Source organism: Enterobacter sp. DC4, assembly GCF_000568095.1.
GTDB classification, from domain to species: domain Bacteria; phylum Pseudomonadota; class Gammaproteobacteria; order Enterobacterales; family Enterobacteriaceae; genus Enterobacter; species Enterobacter pseudoroggenkampii.
The window spans coordinates 128,671-152,301 of the sequence record NZ_AZUB01000006.1 but is presented as its reverse complement, the minus strand read 5'-3'; the positions used below and the strand labels follow the sequence as shown (position 1 = coordinate 152,301).

General features: G+C 59.9%; 25 protein-coding genes. 13 read left to right on the top strand and 12 right to left on the bottom strand.

Translation table 11 applies throughout. The features are described 5' to 3' along the window. Window positions 1-5 precede the first annotated feature (5 nt). Together hydN and P349_RS06655 are read right to left on the bottom strand one after the other, a co-directional pair. Window positions 6-551, bottom strand: a complete 546-nt coding sequence (gene hydN, locus P349_RS06650) for an electron transport protein HydN (RefSeq protein WP_029739520.1) — start codon at window positions 549-551, stop codon at window positions 6-8. Between the two features lie 134 nt (window positions 552-685). Beyond that, window positions 686-1,699, bottom strand: a complete 1,014-nt coding sequence (locus P349_RS06655) for a LacI family DNA-binding transcriptional regulator (RefSeq protein ID WP_032648032.1) — start codon at window positions 1,697-1,699, stop codon at window positions 686-688. Between the two features lie 214 nt (window positions 1,700-1,913). On the opposite strand from P349_RS06655, the gene ascF reads away from it, so the two are divergent. Together ascF and P349_RS06665 are read left to right on the top strand one after the other, a co-directional pair. Beyond that, window positions 1,914-3,365, top strand: a complete 1,452-nt coding sequence (ascF, locus tag P349_RS06660; RefSeq protein ID WP_032648034.1) for a PTS cellobiose/arbutin/salicin transporter subunit IIBC — start codon at window positions 1,914-1,916, stop codon at window positions 3,363-3,365. A gap of 18 nt (window positions 3,366-3,383) precedes the next feature. After that, window positions 3,384-4,808, top strand: coding sequence for a 6-phospho-beta-glucosidase (locus P349_RS06665; protein WP_032648036.1), 1,425 nt, complete (start codon window positions 3,384-3,386; stop codon window positions 4,806-4,808). A gap of 88 nt (window positions 4,809-4,896) precedes the next feature. Here P349_RS06665 and hycI read toward each other — a convergent pair whose 3' ends face one another. From hycI to hycA, 9 genes are all read right to left on the bottom strand, one after another. After that, window positions 4,897-5,352 carry a hydrogenase maturation peptidase HycI gene (hycI, locus tag P349_RS06670; RefSeq protein ID WP_032648037.1) on the bottom strand — a complete coding sequence of 152 codons (456 nt, stop codon included), beginning with the start codon at window positions 5,350-5,352 and terminating at the stop codon, window positions 4,897-4,899. Further along, window positions 5,345-5,755 (bottom strand): formate hydrogenlyase maturation HycH family protein, encoded by a 411-nt coding sequence (locus P349_RS06675; protein WP_032648039.1) that lies wholly within the window; start codon window positions 5,753-5,755, stop codon window positions 5,345-5,347. The genes hycI and P349_RS06675 overlap by 8 nt, the downstream gene beginning before the upstream one ends. Beyond that, the gene (gene hycG / locus P349_RS06680; protein ID WP_032648040.1) at window positions 5,752-6,519 is read right to left on the bottom strand and encodes a formate hydrogenlyase subunit HycG; all 768 of its coding nucleotides are present in this window, start codon (window positions 6,517-6,519) and stop codon (window positions 5,752-5,754) included. Before hycG ends, P349_RS06675 begins: the two co-directional genes overlap by 4 nt. Then, a complete protein-coding gene (locus P349_RS06685; protein WP_032648042.1) occupies window positions 6,519-7,061 on the bottom strand; it encodes a formate hydrogenlyase complex iron-sulfur subunit in 543 nt (180 codons plus the stop codon). The genes hycG and P349_RS06685 overlap by 1 nt, the downstream gene beginning before the upstream one ends. Window positions 7,062-7,070: 9 nt before the next feature. After that, on the bottom strand, window positions 7,071-8,780 hold the full coding sequence (hycE, locus tag P349_RS06690; RefSeq protein WP_032648044.1) for a formate hydrogenlyase subunit HycE: 1,710 nt from the start codon (window positions 8,778-8,780) through the stop codon (window positions 7,071-7,073). A gap of 15 nt (window positions 8,781-8,795) precedes the next feature. Then, window positions 8,796-9,719 carry a respiratory chain complex I subunit 1 family protein gene (locus P349_RS06695; protein WP_032648046.1) on the bottom strand — a complete coding sequence of 308 codons (924 nt, stop codon included), beginning with the start codon at window positions 9,717-9,719 and terminating at the stop codon, window positions 8,796-8,798. A gap of 1 nt (window position 9,720) precedes the next feature. Next, entirely contained in the window at window positions 9,721-11,535 is a 1,815-nt protein-coding gene (gene hycC, locus P349_RS06700) for a formate hydrogenlyase subunit 3 (RefSeq protein ID WP_032648048.1), read from the bottom strand. Beyond that, window positions 11,532-12,140 carry a 4Fe-4S dicluster domain-containing protein gene (locus P349_RS06705; RefSeq protein WP_032648049.1) on the bottom strand — a complete coding sequence of 203 codons (609 nt, stop codon included), beginning with the start codon at window positions 12,138-12,140 and terminating at the stop codon, window positions 11,532-11,534. Before P349_RS06705 ends, hycC begins: the two co-directional genes overlap by 4 nt. A gap of 70 nt (window positions 12,141-12,210) precedes the next feature. Beyond that, window positions 12,211-12,675 carry a formate hydrogenlyase regulator HycA gene (gene hycA, locus P349_RS06710; protein WP_032648183.1) on the bottom strand — a complete coding sequence of 155 codons (465 nt, stop codon included), beginning with the start codon at window positions 12,673-12,675 and terminating at the stop codon, window positions 12,211-12,213. A gap of 211 nt (window positions 12,676-12,886) precedes the next feature. On the opposite strand from hycA, the gene hypA reads away from it, so the two are divergent. From hypA to P349_RS06760, 10 genes are all read left to right on the top strand, one after another. Beyond that, window positions 12,887-13,237, top strand: coding sequence for a hydrogenase maturation nickel metallochaperone HypA (hypA, locus tag P349_RS06715; protein ID WP_029739533.1), 351 nt, complete (start codon window positions 12,887-12,889; stop codon window positions 13,235-13,237). A gap of 3 nt (window positions 13,238-13,240) precedes the next feature. After that, window positions 13,241-14,104: a hydrogenase nickel incorporation protein HypB gene (hypB, locus tag P349_RS06720; protein WP_032648051.1), complete on the top strand. Its 864-nt coding sequence runs from the start codon at window positions 13,241-13,243 to the stop codon at window positions 14,102-14,104. Continuing rightward, on the top strand, window positions 14,095-14,367 hold the full coding sequence (locus P349_RS06725) for a HypC/HybG/HupF family hydrogenase formation chaperone (RefSeq protein ID WP_032648053.1): 273 nt from the start codon (window positions 14,095-14,097) through the stop codon (window positions 14,365-14,367). Before hypB ends, P349_RS06725 begins: the two co-directional genes overlap by 10 nt. Before the next feature lie 2 nt (window positions 14,368-14,369). Next, the gene (gene hypD, locus P349_RS06730) at window positions 14,370-15,491 is read left to right on the top strand and encodes a hydrogenase formation protein HypD (protein ID WP_032648055.1); all 1,122 of its coding nucleotides are present in this window, start codon (window positions 14,370-14,372) and stop codon (window positions 15,489-15,491) included. After that, window positions 15,488-16,498, top strand: coding sequence for a hydrogenase expression/formation protein HypE (gene hypE / locus P349_RS06735; protein WP_032648057.1), 1,011 nt, complete (start codon window positions 15,488-15,490; stop codon window positions 16,496-16,498). Before hypD ends, hypE begins: the two co-directional genes overlap by 4 nt. Window positions 16,499-16,554: 56 nt before the next feature. Continuing rightward, the gene (gene flhA / locus P349_RS06740; protein ID WP_032648059.1) at window positions 16,555-18,627 is read left to right on the top strand and encodes a formate hydrogenlyase transcriptional activator FlhA; all 2,073 of its coding nucleotides are present in this window, start codon (window positions 16,555-16,557) and stop codon (window positions 18,625-18,627) included. Window positions 18,628-18,779: 152 nt separating this feature from the next. Beyond that, window positions 18,780-19,778, top strand: a complete 999-nt coding sequence (locus tag P349_RS06745) for an ABC transporter substrate-binding protein (RefSeq protein ID WP_032648061.1) — start codon at window positions 18,780-18,782, stop codon at window positions 19,776-19,778. After that, window positions 19,778-20,815 (top strand): FecCD family ABC transporter permease, encoded by a 1,038-nt coding sequence (locus P349_RS06750; protein ID WP_032648063.1) that lies wholly within the window; start codon window positions 19,778-19,780, stop codon window positions 20,813-20,815. Before P349_RS06745 ends, P349_RS06750 begins: the two co-directional genes overlap by 1 nt. Further along, window positions 20,815-21,576: an ABC transporter ATP-binding protein gene (locus tag P349_RS06755; RefSeq protein WP_032648065.1), complete on the top strand. Its 762-nt coding sequence runs from the start codon at window positions 20,815-20,817 to the stop codon at window positions 21,574-21,576. Before P349_RS06750 ends, P349_RS06755 begins: the two co-directional genes overlap by 1 nt. Window positions 21,577-21,592: 16 nt before the next feature. Further along, complete coding sequence (locus P349_RS06760) at window positions 21,593-22,813, top strand: MDR family MFS transporter (RefSeq protein ID WP_032648066.1); 1,221 nt, start codon at window positions 21,593-21,595, stop codon at window positions 22,811-22,813. 5 nt (window positions 22,814-22,818) lie between these two features. On the opposite strand, the gene P349_RS06765 is transcribed toward P349_RS06760, so the two are convergent. Beyond that, window positions 22,819-23,163 carry a nitrous oxide-stimulated promoter family protein gene (locus tag P349_RS06765; RefSeq protein WP_024909244.1) on the bottom strand — a complete coding sequence of 115 codons (345 nt, stop codon included), beginning with the start codon at window positions 23,161-23,163 and terminating at the stop codon, window positions 22,819-22,821. 175 nt (window positions 23,164-23,338) lie between these two features. Between P349_RS06765 and P349_RS06770 the strand changes: the two genes are divergently transcribed. Next, a complete protein-coding gene (locus P349_RS06770; RefSeq protein ID WP_032648067.1) occupies window positions 23,339-23,569 on the top strand; it encodes a SymE family type I addiction module toxin in 231 nt (76 codons plus the stop codon). Window positions 23,570-23,631 lie beyond the last annotated feature (62 nt).

Below are 23,631 nucleotides of genomic sequence, written 5' to 3'. Positions count from 1 at the left end.
ACGGTTCAGAACAGCAGCGATGACGAGGTGTCGAACGCCGCGCGGCGGCGCTTTTCGGCGCTCATCTGTTCAAGCTTGTCGCGATCCACGCAGACCAGCGCGTGCGTCGGGCAGGCTTCCATACAGGCCGGGCCGGCGTCGCGGTGGTAGCACAGGTCACATTTGTTGGCTTCGGCTTTGTCCGCACGCACGCTCAGCCCCATACCGCTGTTGCGCACTACCGGACGGACCACCACCTCCATCGCGCCATACGGGCAGGCGACCACGCAGGTTTTGCAGCCAATGCAGCGCTCCTGCATCACGTGCACAAAGCCTTTCTCGCGTTTAATCGCCCCGTTCGGGCAGACGTTCGCGCACGGTGCGTCTTCGCACTGGCGACAGATGGCGGCGGTGGAAATATTCACGCCTTTGATGACGTGGATGCGCGGCAAAAACGTGTCAGGGGTAAGCGACGCGCAGTCCTGCTCCGCCTGATGGGAAACCACGCACGCCACTTCACAGGTACGGCAACCAATACACTTACTGGCATCGGCCATAATAAAACGGTTCATCTGCTTCTCCAGCATTACAGTTATGCCCGGAGATATTCATAAACCGTGCCAATAATTAACCTATTGATTTTAATTGATTTTGAAAATTAAAGCGGTGCTGTCATCGTCACTTATGACGATGACAGCTGTCGACATCAGCGGTGCGGGCCGTCAATAACCGAGTCGCGCAGGACAAGCTCGCCGGAGAAAATTTGCTGATATTTAAACTCGCCGCCGTCGAGCATGAAGATCAGGCGGCTGATGGTCTCTTTGATCATCTCCGTTACCGGGATGCGTACGCTGGAAAGCGACGGCACAATGTAAGGCGCGATGGCCACGTCGTCAAAACCGATCACCGACACCGCGTCCGGTGCGGCTACGCCGCTGTCGTGCAGCTGCTTCATGGCGCCAATTGCCATGTCGTCATTACTCGCCACCAGCGCCGTAAAGCGTTCACCGCGAGCAAGCAGTTCGGACACCGCCGCCGCGCCGCTGGCGGGGTTCCACTTCCCCTGCGCAATCAGCCCCTCGCGCAGCGGAATACCGTGCTGCGCCAGCGCGTCCTTATAGCCGGAGAGACGCTCAACCCCGGTGGGAGAATCCAGCGAGCCGGTGATAAAGGCGATCTCCCGATGCCCTTTCGCAATCAGCTGTGACACCGCGTCCTGGCTGGAGGCTTTATGATCGGACCACACGCTGTGGCTGCTGTTTTTCCGCAGGCGGCGGTTGAGCACCATAATGGGCTGCTCGCACTTCTCGACGATCTCATCCATCTCTTCCACGCTCAGAAAACGCGGATAGATGATCACCGCGTCGCAGCGCATATCGAGCAAATACTGGATCGCCTCGCGCTCTTCATCCGCGCTGTGCTTGCCGTCCGCGAGGATCAGCTGCCGCCCTTTCTCTTCCGTCATGCGCGCGGCGTGAAACAGCAGCTCGCTAAAGTAGACGCCGTGATAAAGAGTGTTCGTCACCACCAGGCCCAGCGTCTGGGTACGTTTGGTCGCCAGGTTGCGCGCCAGCAAATTTGGGCGATAGCCGCTCTCTTCAATGGCCTGAAACACCCTGTCTTTGGTCTCCTGGCTGACATAGCCATTGCCCGACAGCACCCGGGACACCGTGGCTTTCGAAACGCCTGCCCGCTTCGCCACTTCAAGCATCGTGGTCATGTTGTTATTCCGTCTGCATCTGATGGAGCGCAGTGTACTGCACTGCAGAAAAATTGTCGCAGCGGTGAAATCACGCTTTGGGTTCCTGCTGGTGATCGGCGTCACGAAATAAAAAAATGGTCAAAAAGCGATCTTGTTTCATCCAAAGAAACTCATGATGATTATGTGGAACCGGTTTCCTACATTTCATACAACGATAACAGGATCACATCCGATGGCCAAAAATTACGCTGCGCTGGCGAACGACGTTGTCAGCGCGCTGGGTGGCAAAGAGAATATCGTCGCCGTCACCCACTGCATGACGCGACTTCGTTTCGTTCTGAAAGACGAAAGCCTTACCGACACCGCGCGCCTGAAAAGCATCAGCGGCGTGCTCGGCGTGGTGCGCACCGACAACCAGTGCCAGGTGATTATTGGCAATACCGTTTCACAGGCGTATCGAGAAGTGGTGAGCCTGCTGCCAACCAGCCTGCAGCCTGCCGTACCGGAAGGCCCGCAAAAGCTGACCCTGCGCCGCATTGGCGCCGGGATCCTCGACGCGCTGATCGGCACCATGTCCCCGCTGATCCCGGCGATCATCGGCGGCTCAATGGTCAAGCTGCTGGCGATGATCCTTGAGATGACCGGCGTGCTGCCCAAAGGCGCGCCGACGCTCACTATTCTGACCGTCATCGGCGACGGCGCGTTCTTCTTCCTGCCGCTGATGGTGGCGGCCTCGGCGGCGGTGAAGTTCAAAACCAACATGTCGCTGGCCATCGCCATTGCGGGCGTGCTGGTGCACCCGAGCTTTATCGAGCTGATGGCGAAAGCCGCGCAGGGCGAGCACGTCGAGTTCGCCTTTATCCCGGTGACGGCGGTGAAATACACCTACACCGTCATCCCGGCGCTGGTGATGACCTGGTGCCTGTCATACATCGAGCGCTGGGTGGATCGCATCACCCCGGCGGTAACCAAAAACTTCCTCAAGCCGATGCTGATCGTGCTGATTGCCGCCCCGCTCGCCATCGTGCTGATTGGGCCGCTGGGGATCTGGATCGGTAGCGCCATCTCCGCGCTGGTTTACACCATTCACGGCTATCTGGGCTGGCTCTCCGTGGCCATCATGGGCGCGCTGTGGCCGCTGCTGGTCATGACCGGGATGCACCGCGTGTTTACGCCAACCATCATTCAGACCATTGCCGAAACGGGCAAAGAAGGGATGGTCATGCCGTCGGAAATCGGCGCTAACCTGTCGCTCGGCGGCTCGTCACTGGCGGTGGCGTGGAAAACCAAAAACCCGGAGTTGCGCCAGACGGCACTGGCGGCGGCGGCCTCCGCTATTATGGCGGGGATCTTTGAACCGGCCCTGTACGGCGTGGCGGTGCGTCTGAAACGTCCGCTGATTGCGAGCCTGATCAGCGGCTTTATCTGCGGCGCGGTGGCGGGCATGGCCGGTCTCGCCAGCCACTCGATGGCGGCACCGGGGCTGTTTACCAGCGTACAGTTCTTCGACCCGGCGAACCCGATGACCATCGTCTGGGTGTTTGGCGTAATGGGTCTGGCAGTGGTGCTGTCGTTTGTTCTGACCCTGATACTGGGCTTTGAGGATATTCCGGTCGAAGACGACGCCGAAAAAGCGCGCGCCCTGCAGACCGCACCGGTACAGAACAACGCAGCAAAAGCATAAATTGAAAGCGAGGTAAGAATGTCTGTTTTTCCACAAGGATTTTTATGGGGCGGCGCGCTTGCCGCCAACCAGAGTGAAGGCGCTTACCGTGAGGGCGGCAAAGGGCTGACGACGGTCGATATGATCCCCCACGGCGCGAATCGCCTGGCGGTGAAACTCGGTAAGGAAAAGCGTTTCTCGCTGCGTGACGACGAGTTCTACCCGAGCCACGAGGCGATTGATTTTTACCATCGCTATAAAGAGGACATCGCCCTGATGGCGGAGATGGGCTTTACGGTGTTCCGCACCTCGATTGCCTGGAGCCGCCTCTACCCGAACGGCGACGAGCCGCTGCCGAACAAAGAGGGTATTGCCTTCTACCGCGCGGTGTTCGAGGAGTGCAAAAAGTACAACATTGAGCCGCTGGTGACGCTCTGCCACTTCGACGTGCCGATGCACCTGGTGACGGAGTACGGCTCGTGGCGCAACCGTAAGATGGTCGATTTCTTTGCCCGCTATGCCCGCACCTGCTTTGAGGAATTTAACGGGCTGGTGAAATACTGGCTGACCTTCAACGAAATCAACATCATGCTGCACAGCCCGTTCTCCGGGGCGGGGCTGGTGTTTGAGGAAGGTGAAAACGAAGATCAGGTGAAGTACCAGGCCGCGCACCACGAGCTGGTGGCGAGCGCGCTGGCGACTAAAATTGCTCACGAGGTGAACCCGGAAAACCAGGTCGGCTGCATGCTGGCGGGCGGAAATTTCTATCCGTACTCCTGCAAGCCGGAAGACGTGTGGATGGCGCTGGAGAAAGATCGCGAGAACCTGTTCTTTATCGACGTGCAGGCGCGGGGCAGCTATCCGGCCTATTCTGCCCGCGTGTTCCGCGAGAAAGGCGTGGTGATTGTGAAAGACCCGGGTGATGATCTACTTCTGAAAAACACCGTCGACTTTGTCTCGTTCAGCTATTACGCCTCGCGCTGCGCCTCGGCGGATATGAACGCGAACAATACCAATGCGGCGAACATCGTCAAATCTCTGCGCAACCCGCACATTCAGGTGAGCGAATGGGGCTGGGGCATCGACCCGCTCGGCCTGCGCATCACCATGAACATGATGTACGACCGCTACCAGAAGCCGCTGTTCCTGGTGGAAAACGGCCTGGGAGCGAAAGATGTCGTTGATGAAAACGGCGAGATTAACGACGACTACCGCATCAGCTATCTGCGCGAGCATATCCGCGCGATGGGCGACGCGATTGAGGACGGCGTGCCGCTGATGGGCTACACCACCTGGGGCTGTATTGACCTTGTCTCGGCCTCAACCGGGGAGATGAGCAAGCGCTACGGGTTTGTCTACGTTGACCGCGATGACGCCGGAAACGGCACGCTGGAGCGCAAACGCAAGAAATCGTTCTGGTGGTATAAGAAGGTGATTGCGAGTAACGGGGCGGATCTCGAATAGCCTGTTGCCCTCACCCCAGCCCTCTCCCACAGGGAGAGGGAGATGGGTTTGGTAGGCCGGGTAAGGCGAAGCCGCCACCCGGCACTGCTCAGAGCCGGGAGAAATCCCCGTCCCCAACCCATCCCGCAAGCCGCGAATACACCACCTCCACCGCCGCTTTCACCGGCGGCGTCATCGGGTAATAAAACCCGACAATGTCCGGCTGAATGCCCAAAAACAGCACCTCGCCCACGTCGTCTTTAATCTGATCGACCAGGTAGTTCAGCGGCATATTGTGGGTAGTAATCATAAACATCTCGGCGATGTCGTCCGGGTCAATCAGGCGGATCTCGCCGGGGTTGAGCCCCATATCGGTGGCATCGACGATTAACAGCCTGTCCGGGCGCAGTTCGCGAATGGCGACCACGTCGTTTTCCGGCGCGCTGCCGCCGTCAATCACCACCCAGTTGCCCTGCGGGTTTGCGGCGCACATCTCTGCCAGCAGCGGGCCCGCGCCGTCGTCACCCATCATGCTGTTGCCGACACACAGTAAAACGTCAGTCACGTAATCTCCTCACCATCAGGTAGATGGCGCTCTCCTGATGAATATCGTGCAGCATGCTAAGCAGCGTTTTGCTCCACGCCTGCTGCTCCGGGGTTTGCCTACCGAGCGCCGCGTCAAAGGCGTTGGCGAGCATCGCAATGTGGTTCGCATCGATCACGATCTCGCCGTACTTCGGCACGCCTTCCATCTTGCGCCGCGCCGTACTGCCCTCCTCCAGCGTGGCGATCCACGCCAGATACTCGGACCACGGACAGCTCAGCGCCGCCTCCAGGCAGTCGATCACCCCGAGGTGATGCCCAATCGCCAGGCTGTAATAGACCACCTGCTGCGCCGCATCCGGCGTGGCATCGTTCTCATCAATAAACTTACGGCTCAGCTGGCTGAACACCACCGTTTCACTCATCGGATACGCGCCTCTTCGACGATGCTGTTCAGGTTCGCCACGATCTCATTGAGGCGCGGATCGTTTTCCGCCTCCAGCCAGCGCGCCACCTGATGCTCGCCCTGGCTCAGCAGGCGCAGATAGTCGTCGGCAATCTGACGGCCGTAACGGTAGCCCGCCAGCCTGCGCGCCGTGCGATCCACCTTCACCCGCAGCGGCTGCACCATATCCGGGTGCAGAATGGCCGCTGGCTGGTTGTCCAACTCGCCCGGCTCGCGCGCGTGGATTTTTTGCTCCAGCAGGCCAAGCGCCATGGCAAAGCCGTACAGCGTGGCGGCAGGCGTCGGCGGGCAGCCCGGAATGTAGACGTCCACCGGCACGATTTTGTCGGTGCCGCCCCAGACGCAGTAGAGGTCATGGAAGATGCCGCCGCTGTTGCCGCAGGCGCCGTACGAGATGCAGATTTTCGGATCAGGGGCGGACTGCCAGGCGCGCAGCGCGGGCGAGCGCATTGCGCGGGTGACGGCCCCGGTGAACAGCAGGATGTCCGCATGACGCGGGGACGGCACCACTTTGATGCCGAAGCGCTCCGCGTCAAACAGCGGCGACAGCGTAGCGAAGATCTCAATCTCGCAGCCGTTGCAGCCCCCGCAGTCCACGCGGTAGACGTAGGCCGAGCGTTTGATTTTTTTCAACAGCGACGCCTTCATGCTGGCGATGGATTCGTCCACCGTCATCGGCACCGGAATGCCGTTAGCGTCGCGCGGGCCCAGTAGGTTTTCCATCAGCTGGCCTCTCTCATATGGCGGGTGATATCAATACGGTCGGACGGCAGGAGGCACTTCTGACGCTTGCACGCCGGGCAGGTTTCAAAGGTTTCACGGTGATGCTCCGCGCGGGCGTCGCCGTTGTGCTGCAGCAGCGCGATGGCGTAGTCGATCTCTTTCTGCACGGCGAACCGGCGCTGACAGACGCGGCAGTGGCACAGGTCAAAGCGCGACTGCTGCAGGAAGTCTTCTTTCTTCCATACCGCCAGCTCGTACTCCTGCGACAGACGAATGGCGACCGTCGGGCACACCTCTTCGCAGCGGCCGCAGAAGATGCAGCGCCCGAGGTTGAACTGCCAGGCCAGCTCGCCGGTTTTGAGATCCGTTTCCACCGTTAAGGCGTTCGACGGACAGGCGTTGACGCAGGCCGCGCAGCCGATGCACTGCTGCGGGTTGTGTTCCGGCTTGCCGCGAAAGTTTTTATCCACCGGCATCGGCTCCAGCGGATAGCTGCTGGTCTGCGTGCCCGTTTTGATCACTTTTTTGATAAAGGTAAACATGGCGAGTCCTTATTTCAGCGGCGAGTTTTTACGCTCGATGCTGTAGCGCTCAAGCTCTTTGTACGGCACCACCTGGCTTTTCTTCTTGCGCACGTCCACGACGGTCATGCGGTCGGTGCAGGAGTAGCACGGGTCGAGGCTGCCGATGATCAGCGGCGCGTCAGAGACGGTGTTACCGCGCAGCATGTAGCGCAGGGTTGGCCAGTTGGCGTAGGTGGCCGCGCGGCAACGCCAGCGGTAGAGCTTCTGGTTGTCGCCGGTCATGCTCCAGTGGATATCGTCCCCGCGCGGCGCTTCGGCAAAGCCAAGGGCAAAGCGGTTCGGGATGTAGGTGAAGCCCTCCACCATCAGTGGGCCGCCCGGCAGGTTGTCCAGACCAAAGTCGATCATGTTCAGGGCGGTGAACACCTCGTTGATACGCACCTTGAGCCGCGAGATGACGTCGCAGCCCTGCTCGCTGTGCACGGTCATCGGCAGCAGGCCGTAGCCGACGAACGGGTGATCGGCGCGGGTATCGCGGGCGTGGCCGCTGGCGCGCACCATCGGGCCGACGTTGCTGAAGTCGCGGGCAATTTCCGGGTCAAGGCGGCCAATGCCGACGGTGCGCTGCTCGATGTTTGGCGTGCTGAGCAGCATGTCCACCAGCTCCTGCACGTCGCGGCGCATCTGCTGCGCCAGCTGACGGGTCTGGATCATGTCGTCCTTCAACAGGTCGCGGCGGATCCCGCCGATCAGGTTCAGGCCGTAGGTTTTACGCGCCCCGGTGAGGATCTCCGCCATCTTCATCGACGCCTCTCGCACGCGGAAGAACTGCATAAACCCGGAGTCAAAGCCGACAAAGTGGCAGGCCAGGCCAAGGTTCAGCAGGTGCGAGTGCAGGCGCTCCACCTCCAGCAGAATGGCGCGGATCATCTGCGCGCGCTCCGGCACCACGATCCCCATGCCGTTCTCCACCGAAGTGGAGTAGGCGGTGCTGTGGGCGAAGCCGCAGATGCCGCACACGCGGTCAGAGAGGAAGGTCACTTCGTTGTAGCCCATGCGGGTTTCCGCCAGCTTTTCCATGCCGCGGTGAACATAGAACAGGCGGTAGTCGGCGTCGATGATGTTTTCGCCGTCGACGAACAGGCGGAAGTGGCCCGGCTCGTCAGAGGTGACGTGCAGCGGGCCGATCGGCACCACGTTGTTTTTCTTGCTGCCCAGCTCGTTGATGAATTCGTAGGTTTCGCTGTCGGTAGTCGGCGCCGGGCGCTGGCGGTAGTCCATGCTATCTTTGCGCAGCGGATAGAGCTCGTCCGGCCAGTCGTCCGGTAGCACCAGGCGGCGCTCGTCCGGCAGGCCGACCGGCACCAGGCCGTACATGTCGCGCACTTCGCGCTCGCCCCAGACGGCGGCAGGCACGCGCGGCGTGACGGACGGGTATTCCGGCTTATTCGGATCGACCTCGACGCGCACGGTGAGCCAGCACTTTTCGCCCTGCTCCATCGACATCACGTAGTACACCGCATAGCTGCCGCACAGCTGGCGCTCGTCGTTGCCGAACAGTACCGACAGCCAGCCGCCCTGCCGGTAGTAGAGAAACTCCACCACTTCCGGCAGATAATTCACCTTTACGGTGACGGTTACCTGGTCTTTGGTTTGCCAGGACTCCTCCAGCACCACGCCGGGGAAAGCCTGATGCAATGCGGCGAGATACTGCTGACCTTTCTTTTCTTCAGACATAAATACTCTCTTTAATCACGCCACCAGCAAGGAGACGAACGCTAAAAATGCAAAACCAAAACCGGCCCAGGTGATGCGTGACGTTTCGACAAAACGCAGGCGCGCCATACTGTTTTCAAACAGGGCAATCACCAGCACGCCGACCAGCAGCTTGAGGACGGCAACCACGACGGCCAGCAGCAGACCGCCCGCGGAGAAGTGCGTCATCTGCCCCCACGGGAAGAAGACGCCGACAAACATCTGCAGCACCACCAGCTGTTTGAGGCTGATGCCCCACTTCAGCACCGCGAAGCCGTAGCCGCTGTACTCGGTAAGCGGCCCTTCCTGCAGCTCCTGCTCGGCTTCCGCCAGATCGAACGGCAGTTTGCCCATCTCAATAAACGTGGCGAACGCGCAGGCGCACAGCGCCAGCACCAGCGGGATTGAGCGCGCCACCGGCCAGTGGTAAACGGTGTGGGTGATAAAGCTGATGTGGGTGGAACCCGCCACCTGCGCGGCGACCCACAGCCCCAGCAGCAGGATCGGCTCAACCAGCACGCCGAGCATCGCCTCGCGGCTGGCGCCGATGCCGGTAAACGGGCTTCCGGTGTCGAGGCCCGCAATCGCAAAGAAGAAACGGGCGATGGCAAAGAGGTAGATAAGCGTAATCAGATCCCCGAGCGCCGGCAGCGGCGATCCCACCGTCACCACCGGCAGCGCGGTGGCGATGGTCAGCATGACGCCCACCATCACGAACGGCGTCAGGCGGAAGACCCAGCCTGCGGCATCCGGCGCCACGCTCTGACGAGAAAGCAGTTTGAAGAGATCGCGGTACTCCTGAAGCACCCCAGGCCCGCGACGGTTGTGCATCCGGGCGCGCGCCACGCGCGTGATGCCCGACAGCAGCGGCGCGGCGGCGAACAGCACCAGCGCCTGAAGAATTGCCAGTAACAGACTCATGTCAGGCTCCTCGTGAAATCACAATGACCACCAGCACCGCCAGCTCGATGACCGCCAGACGGCGGAACAGCGCGGGCGCGGCGGCGCTCTGCCAGCCGGGTACCCAGGCCACCGGATTCAACCAGTGGCGCAGCTTCAGCACGGCGGCGAAGTTCTCCTTCACCGGCATGGCGAAACCGTGGGCGGTGATAACCATCGACTGTTCGTGTTCGTAGCCGCAGGCCCACGCCGCACCGCGAGCGCGGGAGGTGAGCCTGTCGCGTTTGAAGAACAGCATCAGGACGAGCGGCAGCAGCGGTGCGCCAATCAGCAGCAGCGCGATCATAGGCTGAGAGACGGTGGTATTCGCCACGGTCAGCGGCAGCGGAATGGCGTTGCCCAGCAGCGGCAACAGCCACGGTGCGGCGACGCCGCCCGCGATGCAGCACAGCGCCAGCGCGACTACGCTCACCCCCATCATCAACGGTGCGCAGCAGGCATTTTCAGCTTCGCGGGTGCGCGGCGCGCCGAGGAAGGTCACGCCGTAGACTTTCGCCATGCACATCACCGCCAGCGCCCCGGTAATTGCCAGCCCGACCGCCAGCAGCGGGCCGAGCAAACGCGCGATAAAGAGATCGCTCTGACCGAGCGCGAAGAAGGACTGATAGATCACCCACTCCCCGGCAAAGCCGTTCAGCGGCGGCAGCGCGGCCATCGCCATCAGCCCGACCAGCATCGCCAGTGAAATTACCGGCATCTTTTTGCCAATCCCGCCCAGCTTTTCAATGTCGCGATGGCCGGTGCGAAACCAGACGCTTCCCGCGCCGAGGAACAGGGTGCTTTTAAACAGGCTGTGGTTAACGAGGTGATAAAGACCGCCGATAAAACCGGCCGCGATTAGCGCCGGATGATTGAGCGCCAGCCCGGTTACGCCCGCGCCAATACCGAGCAGGATGATGCCGATATTTTCAAGCGTGTGGTACGCCAGAAGACGCTGGATATTGTGCTCCATCAGCGCGTACAGGCCGCCGACGAACGCGGTAATCATTCCGGCGATCAGCAGCACAACGCCCCACCACAGCGGCGGTTGTCCGCCGGTCAGCGTAATCGCCAAAATTCCGAACAGACCCACTTTCACCACCACCACCGAAAACAGCGCGGCGGCGGGCGCGGAGGCATTCGCATGCGCCTGCGGCACCCAGCCGTGCAGCGGGATGATGCCAGCGAGCAGGCCAAAGCCGATAACACCCAGCAGCCAGACGTCATTCCCCAGCGGATGCCCGTTGAGCGCAGAGAAATCCAGCGTGCCAAAGCGTTGCCACACCAGCCAGCAGGCCAGCGCCAGCAGCAGCGTCCCCAGGCGTCCCAGCGCAAACCACAGCTTGCCGGAGGCGCTGCAGCCCGTCAGGAACACGCCGCACAGCGCCATGATTTCCGCCATCACCACCAGCGCGCCGAGGTTGCTGGCGATAACGGTACAGACCGCCGTCGCCATCAGCAGATTGACCAGCAGGCCGTTGGCTTTAGCGTGCGGGTGGCGGTGCCAGTCGATATTGAACAGGCTGATAAACAGCCCGCACAGACCAAACGTCACCAGCCAGATGGCGTTCAGGGGCGTGATCTCAACGGTGTGCCGAATCAGCGGCATCACGGTTTCTGCGGACTGGCCGCCGAGCAGGACAACGCCGCCTGCCGCCAGCGTCATCAGGCTAGCTACCGCCCCGCCAATCCCGGCGATTGCGCCGCTCAGGGTTTTATGGAATGAGAAGATCAGCGCCAGAACAGCGGCGGCAGTAAAACAGGCTACCGCGCTGGTAATCATCATTGCCGCGTTCATTTCGCCCCCTCGTTAAGCGCCTGTAGCAAAGAAAGGTCGCCAAAATCACTGTTGATGGTCAGCTCGCGTTTACGCTTGCTGGTACGGGCGATGTCGCGAATGTTAACCAGAATCAATGCCTTAGTCGGGCAGGTGCGCACGCAGGCCGGACCCTGCTCATCGAAGCTGCACAGGTCGCACTTCACCGCCACGGCGCGGATGCCGGGCACCCAGTCCAGCAGCGTGCTTACGCGTGCCGGAGCCGGTGGCGCAGGCGGGACTTTTGGCGAGTTAGCGTTCGCCGGAATGTGCAGCGGACGGCTGCCGGAAAATTCAATCGCGCCAAACGGGCAGGCGATGCCGCACAGCTTGCAGCTTACGCACAGGCTTTCGTTCAGCTGGACAGCGCCATCAACACGGGTGATGGCATTCACTGGGCAGACACCCGCGCAGGGAGCATCTTCACAGTGATGGCATAGCTGCGGGGCAGACTCTTTTTCATTACGCATGACGTGCAGGCGCGGCATGGACTGCAGCCCATGCAGGCGATGCGTTTCCGAACACGCCGCCTCACAGGTTCGACAGCCAATACAGACCGTCGAGTCGGCAATTACAAAACGGTTCACCGGGTCATCCTCTGGTGATAGTCATTTTTGACGAAAAACTGTCTTGTCGACACTTCTCGACACGCAAGGGTCAGGCCACGTTCGCTGAGGCATTTCCGTCCATCAGCTGCTTCAGGTTGACCGGGAGATCGCGTTCAACGGCGGCGTACAGGCCGTTATAGACCGGCGCGATTTTTTCCAGATAGTGCTCCAGCACCTGCTGGCGATCGCGGTTGCTGACGTGGCCGTCCACCATGCCGTCAGCCATCAGCTGCGCCTTCGCAATACACTGTTTTTCGCCGTCTTTTGTCTCGAGGTGGTACTCAATGGTGTGGCTGTTGAAGTTATCTGCCAGGGTCACGTTGATCGTGAAATGGCCGAACAGGACAAAGCGCATATCCCCCTGTGCCGCGCAGCTCATCGCGTGGTGAAGACGCGCTTTCGAGAGGGTAATGCCCTGAACCAGCGAGTTGCAGTAAAGGTGCCACTGGTCCTGCAGCTGCTGATGACGCTGCGCGATGTAATCCGCTTTTTCGCTGATTTCCCAAATAGTCATAGAAGGTATCCGTTTAATGGAGATAGCGGCTGTTAAGCAGATTCCATGCCAGTTTTTATCCATATGATTTTTAATGGATTTAATTGCAAAACCGCTGTCAACGCCGCGGTGTCGACGTGTCATTTCGACAGCGTTGACATCGTCACGCCTTAACAAAAATCAAGCTGGCACCGTTATTGCATTCAATGGCGCAATTCACTGAGGAGGCGTCATGCACGAAATCACCCTCTGCCAGCGGGCTCTGGAACTTATCGAGCAGCAGGCAGTGCAAAACCACGCGAAACGCGTTACCGGCGTCTGGCTGAAGGTCGGGGCGTTTTCCTGCGTCGAGACCAGCGCCCTGAATTTCTGTTTTGAACTGGTGTGCCGCGGCACGCTGGCGGAAGGCTGCGAACTGCATATTGAAGAGCAGCAGGCGGAGTGCTGGTGCGAGCAGTGCCAGCAGTACGTCACCCTGCTGTCATCAAAGGTTCAGCGCTGTCCGCAGTGTCAGAGCACCGGGCTGCGCATCGTGGCGGATGACGGCATGCAGATCCAACGTCTCGAAATCGAGAAGGAGTAAAGTATGTGTAGTACCTGCGGTTGCGCCGAAGGCAACCTGTATATAGAAGGGGATGAACATCGCCCCCATTCCGCGTTTCGCTCCGCGCCCTTTTCTCCTGCCCCACGACCTTCTGCGGCACTGACCGGTATCACCTTCGCCCCGCAACGCTCCGCTGTGGGCGATCTGCACTACGGCCACGGGGAGGCGGGCACCCACGCGCCGGGCATGAGCCAGCGCCAGATGCTGGAGGTGGAAATCAACGTGCTGGACAAAAATAATCAGATCGCCGCCCGCAACCGCGCCCGCTTTGCCACCCGCAAACAGCTGGTGCTGAATCTGGTCTCCAGCCCCGGGGCCGGCAAAACCACGCTGTTAACGGAAACGCTCAAGCGCCTGAACGGGCGCGTCTCCTGCGCGGTGATTGAAGGCGACCAGCAAACCGTTAACGACGCGGCGCGTATTCGCGAAACCGGCACCCCGGCAATCCAGGTTAATACCGGCAAAGGCTGCCACCTGGATGCGCAGATGATTGCCGACGCCGCCCCGCGTCTGCCGCTGGCGGATGACGGCATTCTGTTTATTGAAAACGTCGGCAACCTGGTCTGCCCGGCGAGCTTCGACCTGGGCGAACGGCACAAGGTGGCGGTGCTTTCGGTGACCGAAGGCGAAGACAAACCGCTGAAGTACCCGCATATGTTTGCCGCCGCGTCCGTCATGCTGCTGAACAAAGTCGACCTGCTGCCGTACCTGAATTTCGACGTGGATAAGTGCCTGGCGTATGCCCGTGAAGTGAATCCGGAGATTGAGATCCTGCTGGTCTCCGCCACGCGCGGTGACGGCATGGACAGTTGGCTACAGTGGCTGGAGAACGAGCGATGTGCATAGGCGTCCCTGGACAAATTCACGCCATCGACGGTAATCAGGCCAAAGTCGAGGTCTGCGGCATCCTGCGCGATGTCGACCTGACCCTGGTGGGCAACACAGATGAAACGGGCGCATCGCGTCTCGGCCAGTGGGTGCTGGTGCACGTGGGGTTCGCCATGAGCGTAATTAACGAAGCGGAAGCCCGCGACACGCTGGATGCGTTACAGAACATGTTTGACGTGGAGCCGGACGTGGGCGCGCTGCTGTACGGCGAGGAGCGGTAATCATGCGTTACGTTGATGAATACCGCGCGCCGGAGCAGGTGCTGCAGCTTATCGGCTACCTGAAAACGCGCGCAGCGCGGCTGGACTACACGAAAGAAAGACCGCTGCGGATCATGGAGGTGTGCGGCGGGCACACGCACGCCATCTTCAAATTTGGCCTCGACCAGCTGCTGCCGGAGAATATCGAGTTTATCCACGGCCCCGGCTGCCCGGTCTGCGTTCTGCCGATGGGGCGCATCGACAGCTGTATTGAAATTGCCAGCCAGCCCGACGTCATTTTCTGCACCTTTGGCGACGCGATGCGCGTGCCGGGGAAAAACGGCTCGCTGCTGCAGGCAAAAGCGCGCGGTGCGGACGTGCGGATCGTCTATTCGCCGATGGATGCCCTGACGCTGGCAGCGGATAACCCCGCACGCAAGGTGGTGTTTTTTGGCCTGGGGTTTGAAACCACCATGCCCGCCACCGCCATCACGCTGCAGCAGGCGAAAGCGCGCGGCGTCGATAACTTTTTCTTCTTCTGCCAGCACATTACGCTTATCCCCACCCTGCGCAGCCTGCTGGAAGAGCCGGGAAACGGCATTGACGCCTTTCTGGCACCGGGGCATGTCAGCATGGTGATTGGCACAGACGCCTACGGTTTTATCGCTGAACAGTACAATCGTCCGTTAGTGGTCGCTGGTTTCGAACCACTTGATCTACTGCAAGGTGTCACCATGCTGGTTGAGCAGAAAATAGCGGCCCTGAGTGCAGTGGAAAACCAGTACCGGCGCGTGGTGCCGGATGCGGGAAATGAACGGGCACAGCAGGCGATAGCCGACGTGTTTAGCGTTGAGGGCGACAGCGAATGGCGTGGTCTGGGGCTGATTGCCGAATCCGGCGTGCGCCTGACGTCAGCCTATCGCACATTCGACGCCGAAGCGCATTTCCGCCCGCAGCCGCAGCAGGTTTGCGACGATCCCCGGGCCCGCTGCGGCGAGGTGCTCACCGGCAAATGCAAACCGCATCAGTGCCCGTTATTTGGCAATACCTGCAACCCGCAAACGGCGTTTGGCGCGCTGATGGTCTCCTCCGAAGGCGCGTGTGCCGCGTGGTATCAGTATCGCAACCAGGAGAGTGAAGCATGAATACGGTTGAAATGGCGCACGGTAGCGGCGGACAGGCGATGCAGCAGCTGATTAACCGGCTATTTATGTCGGCCTTTAACAACCCCTGGCTCGCCGAACAGGAAGACCAGGCGCGCATTGACCTCGCCACCCTCACCGCCCAGGGCGACAGGCTGGCCTTCTCCACCGACAGCTACGTCATTGACCCGCTGTTCTTCCCGGGTGGCGATATCGGCAAGCTCGCCGTCTGCGGCACGGCCAACGACGTGGCCGTCAGCGGCGCCGTTCCGCGCTACCTCTCCTGCGGGTTTATCCTCGAAGAGGGCCTGCCGATGGAGACGCTCACGGCAGTGGTCAACAGCATGGCGCAGACCGCGCGCGAGGCGGGGATAGCTATCGTTACAGGCGATACCAAAGTGGTGCAGCGCGGCGCGGCCGACAAGCTGTTTATCAACACCGCCGGCATGGGGGCGATCCCCGCCGATATTCACTGGGGCGCGCAGCAGCTTAGCGTGGGCGATGTGCTGATCGTGACCGGAACGCTGGGCTGTCACGGGGCGACCATCCTGAATCTGCGCGAAGGCCTGGGGCTGGACGGGGAACTGCGCAGCGACTGCGCGGTGCTCACCCCGCTGATTCAGACGCTGCGTGCCGTACCCGGCGTCAAAGCCCTGCGGGACGCCACGCGAGGCGGCGTGAATGCCGTGGCCCACGAATTTGCAGCAAGCTGCGGGTACGGGATTGAACTCACCGAGCGCAGCCTGCCCGTTAAGCCCGCCGTTCGCGGGCTTTGCGAACTGCTGGGGCTGGACCCGCTTAACTTCGCAAACGAAGGCAAACTGGTGATTGGCGTTGAACGCGCGGCAGCGGAAGCCGTTCTTGAACAGCTGCGGGCTCATCCGTCAGGAAAAGAGGCGGCAATGATTGGTGAAGTGGTTGAGCGCAAAGGGGTGCGCCTGACCGGGCTTTATGGCGTGAAGCGCACTCTGGATCTGCCGCACGCGGAACCTTTACCCCGTATTTGCTAGAACCGCGCCAAAAGCGGTCAGCATGGATTTTTTGCTCGTTTTTACTGGAAAGCACTATGCCGTATACACCGATGAGCGATCTTGGACAGCAGGGCCTGTTTGACATCACGCGCACACTTTTACAGCAGCCCGATCTCGGCGCGCTGAGCGATGCCCTGACCCGGCTGGTCAGGCAGTCGGCGCTGGCCGACAGCGCCGCGATTGTACTGTGGCATAGCGGAACGCACCGCGCGAGCTACTACTCAACGCGTGACAATGGCAAAACGTTCGAATATGAAGACGAAACGTATCTCGCGCATGGCCCGGTGCGCCGCATTCTCTCCCGACCTGAAGTGCTGCACTGCAACTTTGAGGAGTTCCGCCAGGCGTGGCCGCGGCTCGCGGAGAGTAACCTCTATCAGCCTTTCGGGCATTACTGCATGTTGCCGCTGGCGGCAGAGGGTCAGATTTTTGGCGGCTGCGAGTTTATCCGCACCACCGGCCAGCCCTGGAGCGAGGCGGAATACGAACGCCTGCACACCTTTACCCAGATTGTGGCCGTCGTCGCTGAGCAGATCCAAAGCCGCGTCACCAATAATGTGGATTACGACCTGCTGAGCCGCGAACGCGACAACTTCCGCATTCTGGTCGCCATCACTAACGCCGTGCTGTCACGGCTCGACATGGATGAACTGGTGAGCGAAGTCTCGAAAGAGATCCATCACTATTTCAAAATCGATGCCATCAGCATTGCGCTTCGCGGCCATCGCAAGGGCAAGCTGAACATCTACTCCACGCATTACCTTGATGAAGCCAACCCGGCACACGAGCAGAGCGAAGTAGATGAAGCGGGGACCCTTTCTGAACGAGTCTTCAAAAGCAAAGAGATCCTCCTGCTCAACCTGAACGAGCAGGATCCTGTCGCGCCGTACGAGCGGATGCTGTTTAACACCTGGGGCAACAAAATTCAGACCCTGTGCCTGCTGCCGCTGATGTCCGGCAACACCATGCTGGGCGTGCTTAAGCTGGCGCAGTGCGAGGAAGGCGTCTTTACCACTGCCAACCTGAAGCTGCTGCGTCAGATCGCCGAGCGTATTTCCATCGCCCTGGATAACGCCCTCGCCTATCAGGAAATTCATCGTCTGAAGGAGCGGCTGGTGGATGAGAACCTGGCCCTGACCGAACAGCTCAACAACGTGGACAGCGAGTTTGGTGAAATCATCGGACGTAGCGACGCCATGTACAACGTGCTCAAGCAGGTTGAGATGGTGGCGCAAAGCGACAGCACGGTACTGATTCTGGGCGAAACCGGTACGGGTAAAGAGCTGATTGCCCGCGCCATCCACAACCTGAGCAACCGCAACAGCCGTCGGATGGTGAAGATGAACTGCGCCGCGATGCCTGCAGGACTTCTGGAAAGCGACCTGTTCGGCCACGAACGGGGCGCCTTTACCGGGGCAAGCAGCCAGCGGCTGGGCCGGTTTGAGCTGGCGGACAAAAGCTCGCTGTTCCTCGATGAAGTGGGCGATATGCCGCTTGAGCTACAGCCGAAACTGCTGCGCGTCCTGCAGGAGCAGGAGTTTGAACGTCTTGGCAGCAACAAGCTTATCCAGACTGACGTGCGGCTGATTGCCGCTACCAACCGCGATCTAAAAAAAATGGTCGCCGACCGCGAGTTTCGCAGCGACCTTTACTATCGCCTGAACGTGTTCCCTATCTTCCTGCCGCCGCTGCGCGAGCGCCCGGAAGATATCCCCCTGCTGGTCAAAGCGTTTACCGCCAAGATCGCGCGCAGGATGGGGCGAAATATCGACAGCATTCCTGCCGAGACGTTGCGTACCCTTTCATCGATGGAGTGGCCCGGCAACGTGCGCGAGCTGGAAAACGTCATCGAACGTGCGGTGCTGCTGACGCGCGGCAATGTGCTGCAACTCTCCCTGCCTGAAGTGACGCTGCCTGACGTGAGCGTGCCCGCCGCCGAGACAGCGAAAGAGGGAGAAGATGAATATCAGCTCATTATGCGCGTGCTGAAAGAGACCAACGGCGTGGTCGCCGGGCCAAAAGGTGCCGCCCAGCGTTTAGGGTTAAAACGCACTACCCTGCTGTCGCGCATGAAGCGACTCGGGATTGAGAAAGAGAGCCTGGTTTAAGCCCCTACTCTGGCGGTGTTTTCTGGCACCGCCTTTCGTTACCCCGCGCAATGGTCCCTCATTGACACAAAATCGTTTCCTCTGTATAAAATTCCGCCTTAATAATGAGTTTCATTTGCATCAATAATAATATTAATCAAGGGTAGCGTTTCATGAAGAAGGTCATCTGCGCGTTAGGCCTGGCGGTTGCGTCGGTCAGTTCTGCTCTGGCAACCACATATCCTCTGACCATTGAAAACTGTGGCTATAAAGAGACGTTCACCAAAGCGCCGGAACGCGTCGTGGCCCTGGGACAGAACACCGTCGAAATTTTGCTCCTGCTGGGCCTGGAAGATAAGGTGAAGGCCAGCGCCTTCTGGCCTACTAAAGTGTTGCCGCAACTGGCGGAACAGAACGCAAAAATCAAAACCCTGACGGTAGAAATCCCGACGCTGGAATCCATCCTTTCGCAAAACCCTGATTTTGTTCCTGCCCAGCTTCCTCTGCTGCTTGGGCCGGAGAGTAAGGTCGCAAAGCGTGAAGATCTGGCCACTGTCGGCGTGAACAGCTATTTATCACCGGGCATGTGCGCGACCAAAAAGGCCGCCGGCGATATGTACGGCAGCCGCCAGAAGCTGTGGGATATGACCTATCTCTATAAAGAGATTGAGGATTTCGCTAAAATTTTCAACGTTGAAGATCGCGGCCAGGCCGTCATTGCGGATTTCAAAAAACGCGAGGCCGACCTGCGTAAGGAATTCAGCAAGAATAAAAAAGATCTCTCGTTTGTCTTCTGGTTCTCCAGCTCATCCCCTTCTGCGGACGCCTACGTCGGCGGTAAAAACAGCGCCTCAGGGTTCATCGCTGACGTGCTGGGCGGGCATAACGCCATCACCTCCGAGACCGAATGGCCGACCGTGGGTTGGGAAAGCATTATTGCCGCCAATCCGGATGTCATCGTGGTGTCCAGCCTGGACCGCAACCGCTGGGCGCTGGATAACGCACAAGAGAAAATCAAATTCCTGAAGAGCGATCCGGCGGTCAGCCAGCTGGACGCCGTGAAAAAAGGCCATATTGTGGTGATGGACGGTCAGGCCATGAACCCGACGATCCGCACGATTTACGGGGCTGAGCAGGTCGGCGAACAGCTCAGAAAACTGGGGCTGAACTGATGACATCCGCCGTTCTTCAGGCCCGGCAGAGCCTGGTTCTGACGACCTCGGCTTTGTTCGCCCTGGTACTGCTATTTCTGGTGATCGCCCTGAGCGTCAGCGTCGGCGAGCTGTCCATCCCGCTGGATAACGTGTTTTACGCCATCAGCAATAAAATGGGGCTTACCGAGGTTCCGCTCACTCGCATCTATGAGAGCGTCATCTGGGACTTTCGCCTGAGCCGCGCGCTGGTGGCGGCCTGCTGCGGCGCGGGGCTGGCCATCTGCGGTGCCGTATTGCAGAGCCTGCTGAAGAACGCTCTGGCGGAACCCTACGTGCTCGGCGTGTCCGCGGGCGCGTCGACCGGGGCGGTTTCTGTCGTCGTATTGGGGATCGGCACCGGTGCGGTGTCTCTCTCCGCCGGTGCCTTTGCCGGGGCGTTCGCCGCGTTTGCGTTTGTCGCGTTTCTGACGAACGGCGCGCGCGGCGGGAATGAACGGACCATTCTGGCAGGGGTCGCTGCCTCGCAGCTTTTCAACGCCATTACCGCCTACACCATCAGCACCTCCGCCAGCGCCCAGCAGGCGCGCGACGTGATGTTCTGGCTGCTGGGCAGCTTCAGCGGCGTACGCTGGCCTGAATTCCAGCTGGCGCTGGTCGTGGTACTGATTGGATTAGCCGTTTGCCTCTACTATTCCCGGGCGCTGGATGCCTTCACGTTTGGTGATGACGCCGCCGCCTCTTTGGGTATTGCCGTCCCGTGGGTGCGCCTGACGCTCTTTACCACTACCGCGCTGATTACCGCGACCATCGTCAGCATGGCGGGGTCAATCGGCTTTGTCGGGCTGGTGGTGCCGCACGTGATGCGCTTCCTGTTCGGGCCGCTGCACCGCACGCTGCTGATTGCCAGCGCGCTGGCAGGGGCGATCCTGATGGTGCTGGCAGACATTGCCTCGCGCATGCTGATTGCGCCGCAAAGCCTGCCCGTCGGGGTGGTCACCGCGCTGGTGGGCGTCCCCTTCTTTGCCGTGATTATCTACCGTTCAAGGAATAAGTGATGAGCATCTGTGCGGAAAATATTACCTGGAAGGTCGGCAAAAAGGTCATCGTTAATGACGTCTCGCTGAAGGTGTCACGGGGCGAAACGGTAGGTCTGCTTGGCCCTAACGGCTGCGGGAAATCGTCTCTTTTACGGATCCTCGCGGGGCTGCGTCGCCCGGACGCTGGCTGCGTTACCCTGGACGGGCAGGACATCTCCCGCATCGCCAAAAAGCAGCTTGCCCGCCGGGTCGCCTTCGTGGAGCAGCACGGCATGACGGACGCCAATATGCGCGTGCGCGACGTGGTGAAACTTGGGCGTATTCCACACCACTCCGCCTTTTCCAACTGGAGCAACCACGATGACGAAACCGTCACCGCCGCTCTGCAGCGCGTGGATATGCTGGATAAAAGTGACCAGGGCTGGCTGAGCCTCTCCGGCGGCGAGCGCCAGCGCGTCCACATTGCCCGCGCGCTGGCCCAGACCCCGACTGAAATCCTGCTGGATGAACCGACCAACCACCTGGACATTCATCATCAGATGCAGCTGATGCAGTTGATCAGCGAATTACCGGTCACCAGCATTGTCGCTATCCACGATCTCAACCATGCCTCGATGTTCTGCGACACGCTGATTGTGATGCAGAAAGGACAAATTGTGGCGACGGGGACACCGCAGGACATCTTATCCGAGTCGTTGCTCTGGGATGTCTTCCGGGTTAAAACCAAAATCGAGATCTCGCCGTTCCATGGCAAAAAGCACATCCACTTTATCGTTTAGGGGCGAGTGAAGAACGATGCCCCTTCGCCCCGCCACCACGCTCTGGCCGCCCGTCTTACTGGGTAGCCAGTTTGTTTTTAACATTGGCTTTTACGCCGTTGTCCCCTTCCTGGCGATATTCCTGCGCGACGATATGCTGCTCTCCGGCGGGCTGATCGGGCTGATCCTCGGCCTGCGCACGTTCTCTCAGCAGGGGATGTTTATCGTCGGTGGTGCGCTCTCGGACAGGTTTGGTGCGAAAGTTGTTATCCTGAGCGGGTGCATGATTCGCGTTGCGGGGTATTTGCTGCTGGCGTTCGGAGGCTCGCTGTGGCCGATTATTCTGGGCGCGTGCCTGACAGGCGTGGGCGGCGCGCTGTTTTCTCCGTCTATTGAGGCATTGCTGGCGAAAGCGGGCACGCACAGCGAGGCGAAAGGTAAACGAAGCCGGGCGGAGTGGTTCGCGCTCTTTGCGGTCTGCGGGGAACTCGGTGCGGTACTGGGCCCGGTTGCCGGCGCCCTGCTCACCGGCCTGGGCTTTCGCCAGGTGGCGCTGGCGGGCGCAGGGGTCTTTATCGTTGCGCTGGTGGTGCTCTACTTTTGCCTGCCCGCGTCACGCCACGCCTCTCGGACGCTGAAGCTCGTTCCCTGGTGGACGACGTTCCGCCAGCCGCGCTTTGTCGCCTTTATCATTGCCTACAGCTCGTGGCTTTTGAGCTATAACCAGCTCTATCTGGCGCTGCCGGTAGAGATCCAGCGTTCCGGCGGTAACGAGAAAGATCTCGGCCCGCTTTTTATGCTGGCCTCGTTGCTGATCGTTGCATTACAGCTGCCGCTGGCGCGTTTCGCCCGGCGCGTGGGCGCGGTGAGGCTCCTGCCGGTAGGCTTTTTGCTGCTTTCAGCCGCCTTCGCGAGCGTGGCGATGTTTGCCCCGATGACGCCGCCGGAAGGCTGGCTACGCTTACTGCCTTCCGTCTGCCTGGTGACGCTGTTGACGCTGGGACAGATGCTGCTGGTGCCATCGGCGAAAGATCTGATCCCTCGGTTTGCGGAGGAGTCCACGCTTGGCGCGCACTACGGGGCACTCGCCACCGCCGGCGGCATTGCGGTACTGGCAGGAAACCTGGTGTTTGGCAGCCTGTTGGATCGCGCGCTGGTGCCCTCAACGCAGGCAATGTATCCCTGGCTGCTGCTGGCCCTTTTCCCACTCTGCAGCGCGCTGGCCCTGAACGTGATTTGCCGTCCGCTGAGACGCTGAACCGATCACTTTTTCGGACGGTACTTCTCCGGCAGTTCCGGTACGGGACGACGATCATCAATCAGATGACGAACGGTCAGGATAGGATGACGCCATAACATACGCGGACCTGCCCAGCGCATGACCTGCTTCATCTCTTCACGTCTGGCAGGCTGGTAGCAGTGTACCGGACACTGCTTGCAGGCAGGCTTGTCCTCACCAAAAACGCACTTATCCAGGCGCTTATCGGCATACGCGTTGAGCGCCTGATAATGCCCTTCCTCCTGAGATGCCTGCGGACACTGCTTTTCATACAACGCGATCATTTTCGCGATGGTCTCTTTTTCTCGTGAGATGCGTTTACCGGACATAACGGCCTACCGAATAATAAAGTGCATTAATAATACACTTTTAAGCACTGTATTTCAGCGGTTGCATTTCGTTTCCTGAAGCCTGATTCCAGTTTTAACCCTGCACCGACCGATAATCACTGGTATTTTATACAGGTATCAGAAATAACCTTTGTCCGTGTTGTCTGGAGACCCTATGCAAGAGCTCGCTATCAGCAAACCCTATCGCCATTTAAGAGTGGGATATTTTAGAAAGCGCCATGAAGACCGCAATACCAAGATACCAAAGCGCTACAGCGTACATGCGGCGCTGAGCTTAAAAGGTGACTGGCTTGAAAAGGCGGGATTTACAACCCATTCCAGAGTCAGAGTGGACGTGGAGCATGGAAAAATTGTCATTGAATTAATGTCGGAAGACGGCTCGTAAAGCCACGACATTTTTCTGCGCCGGACCTTTTTTTCATGCGACAATAGAAGGAACAAACGGCC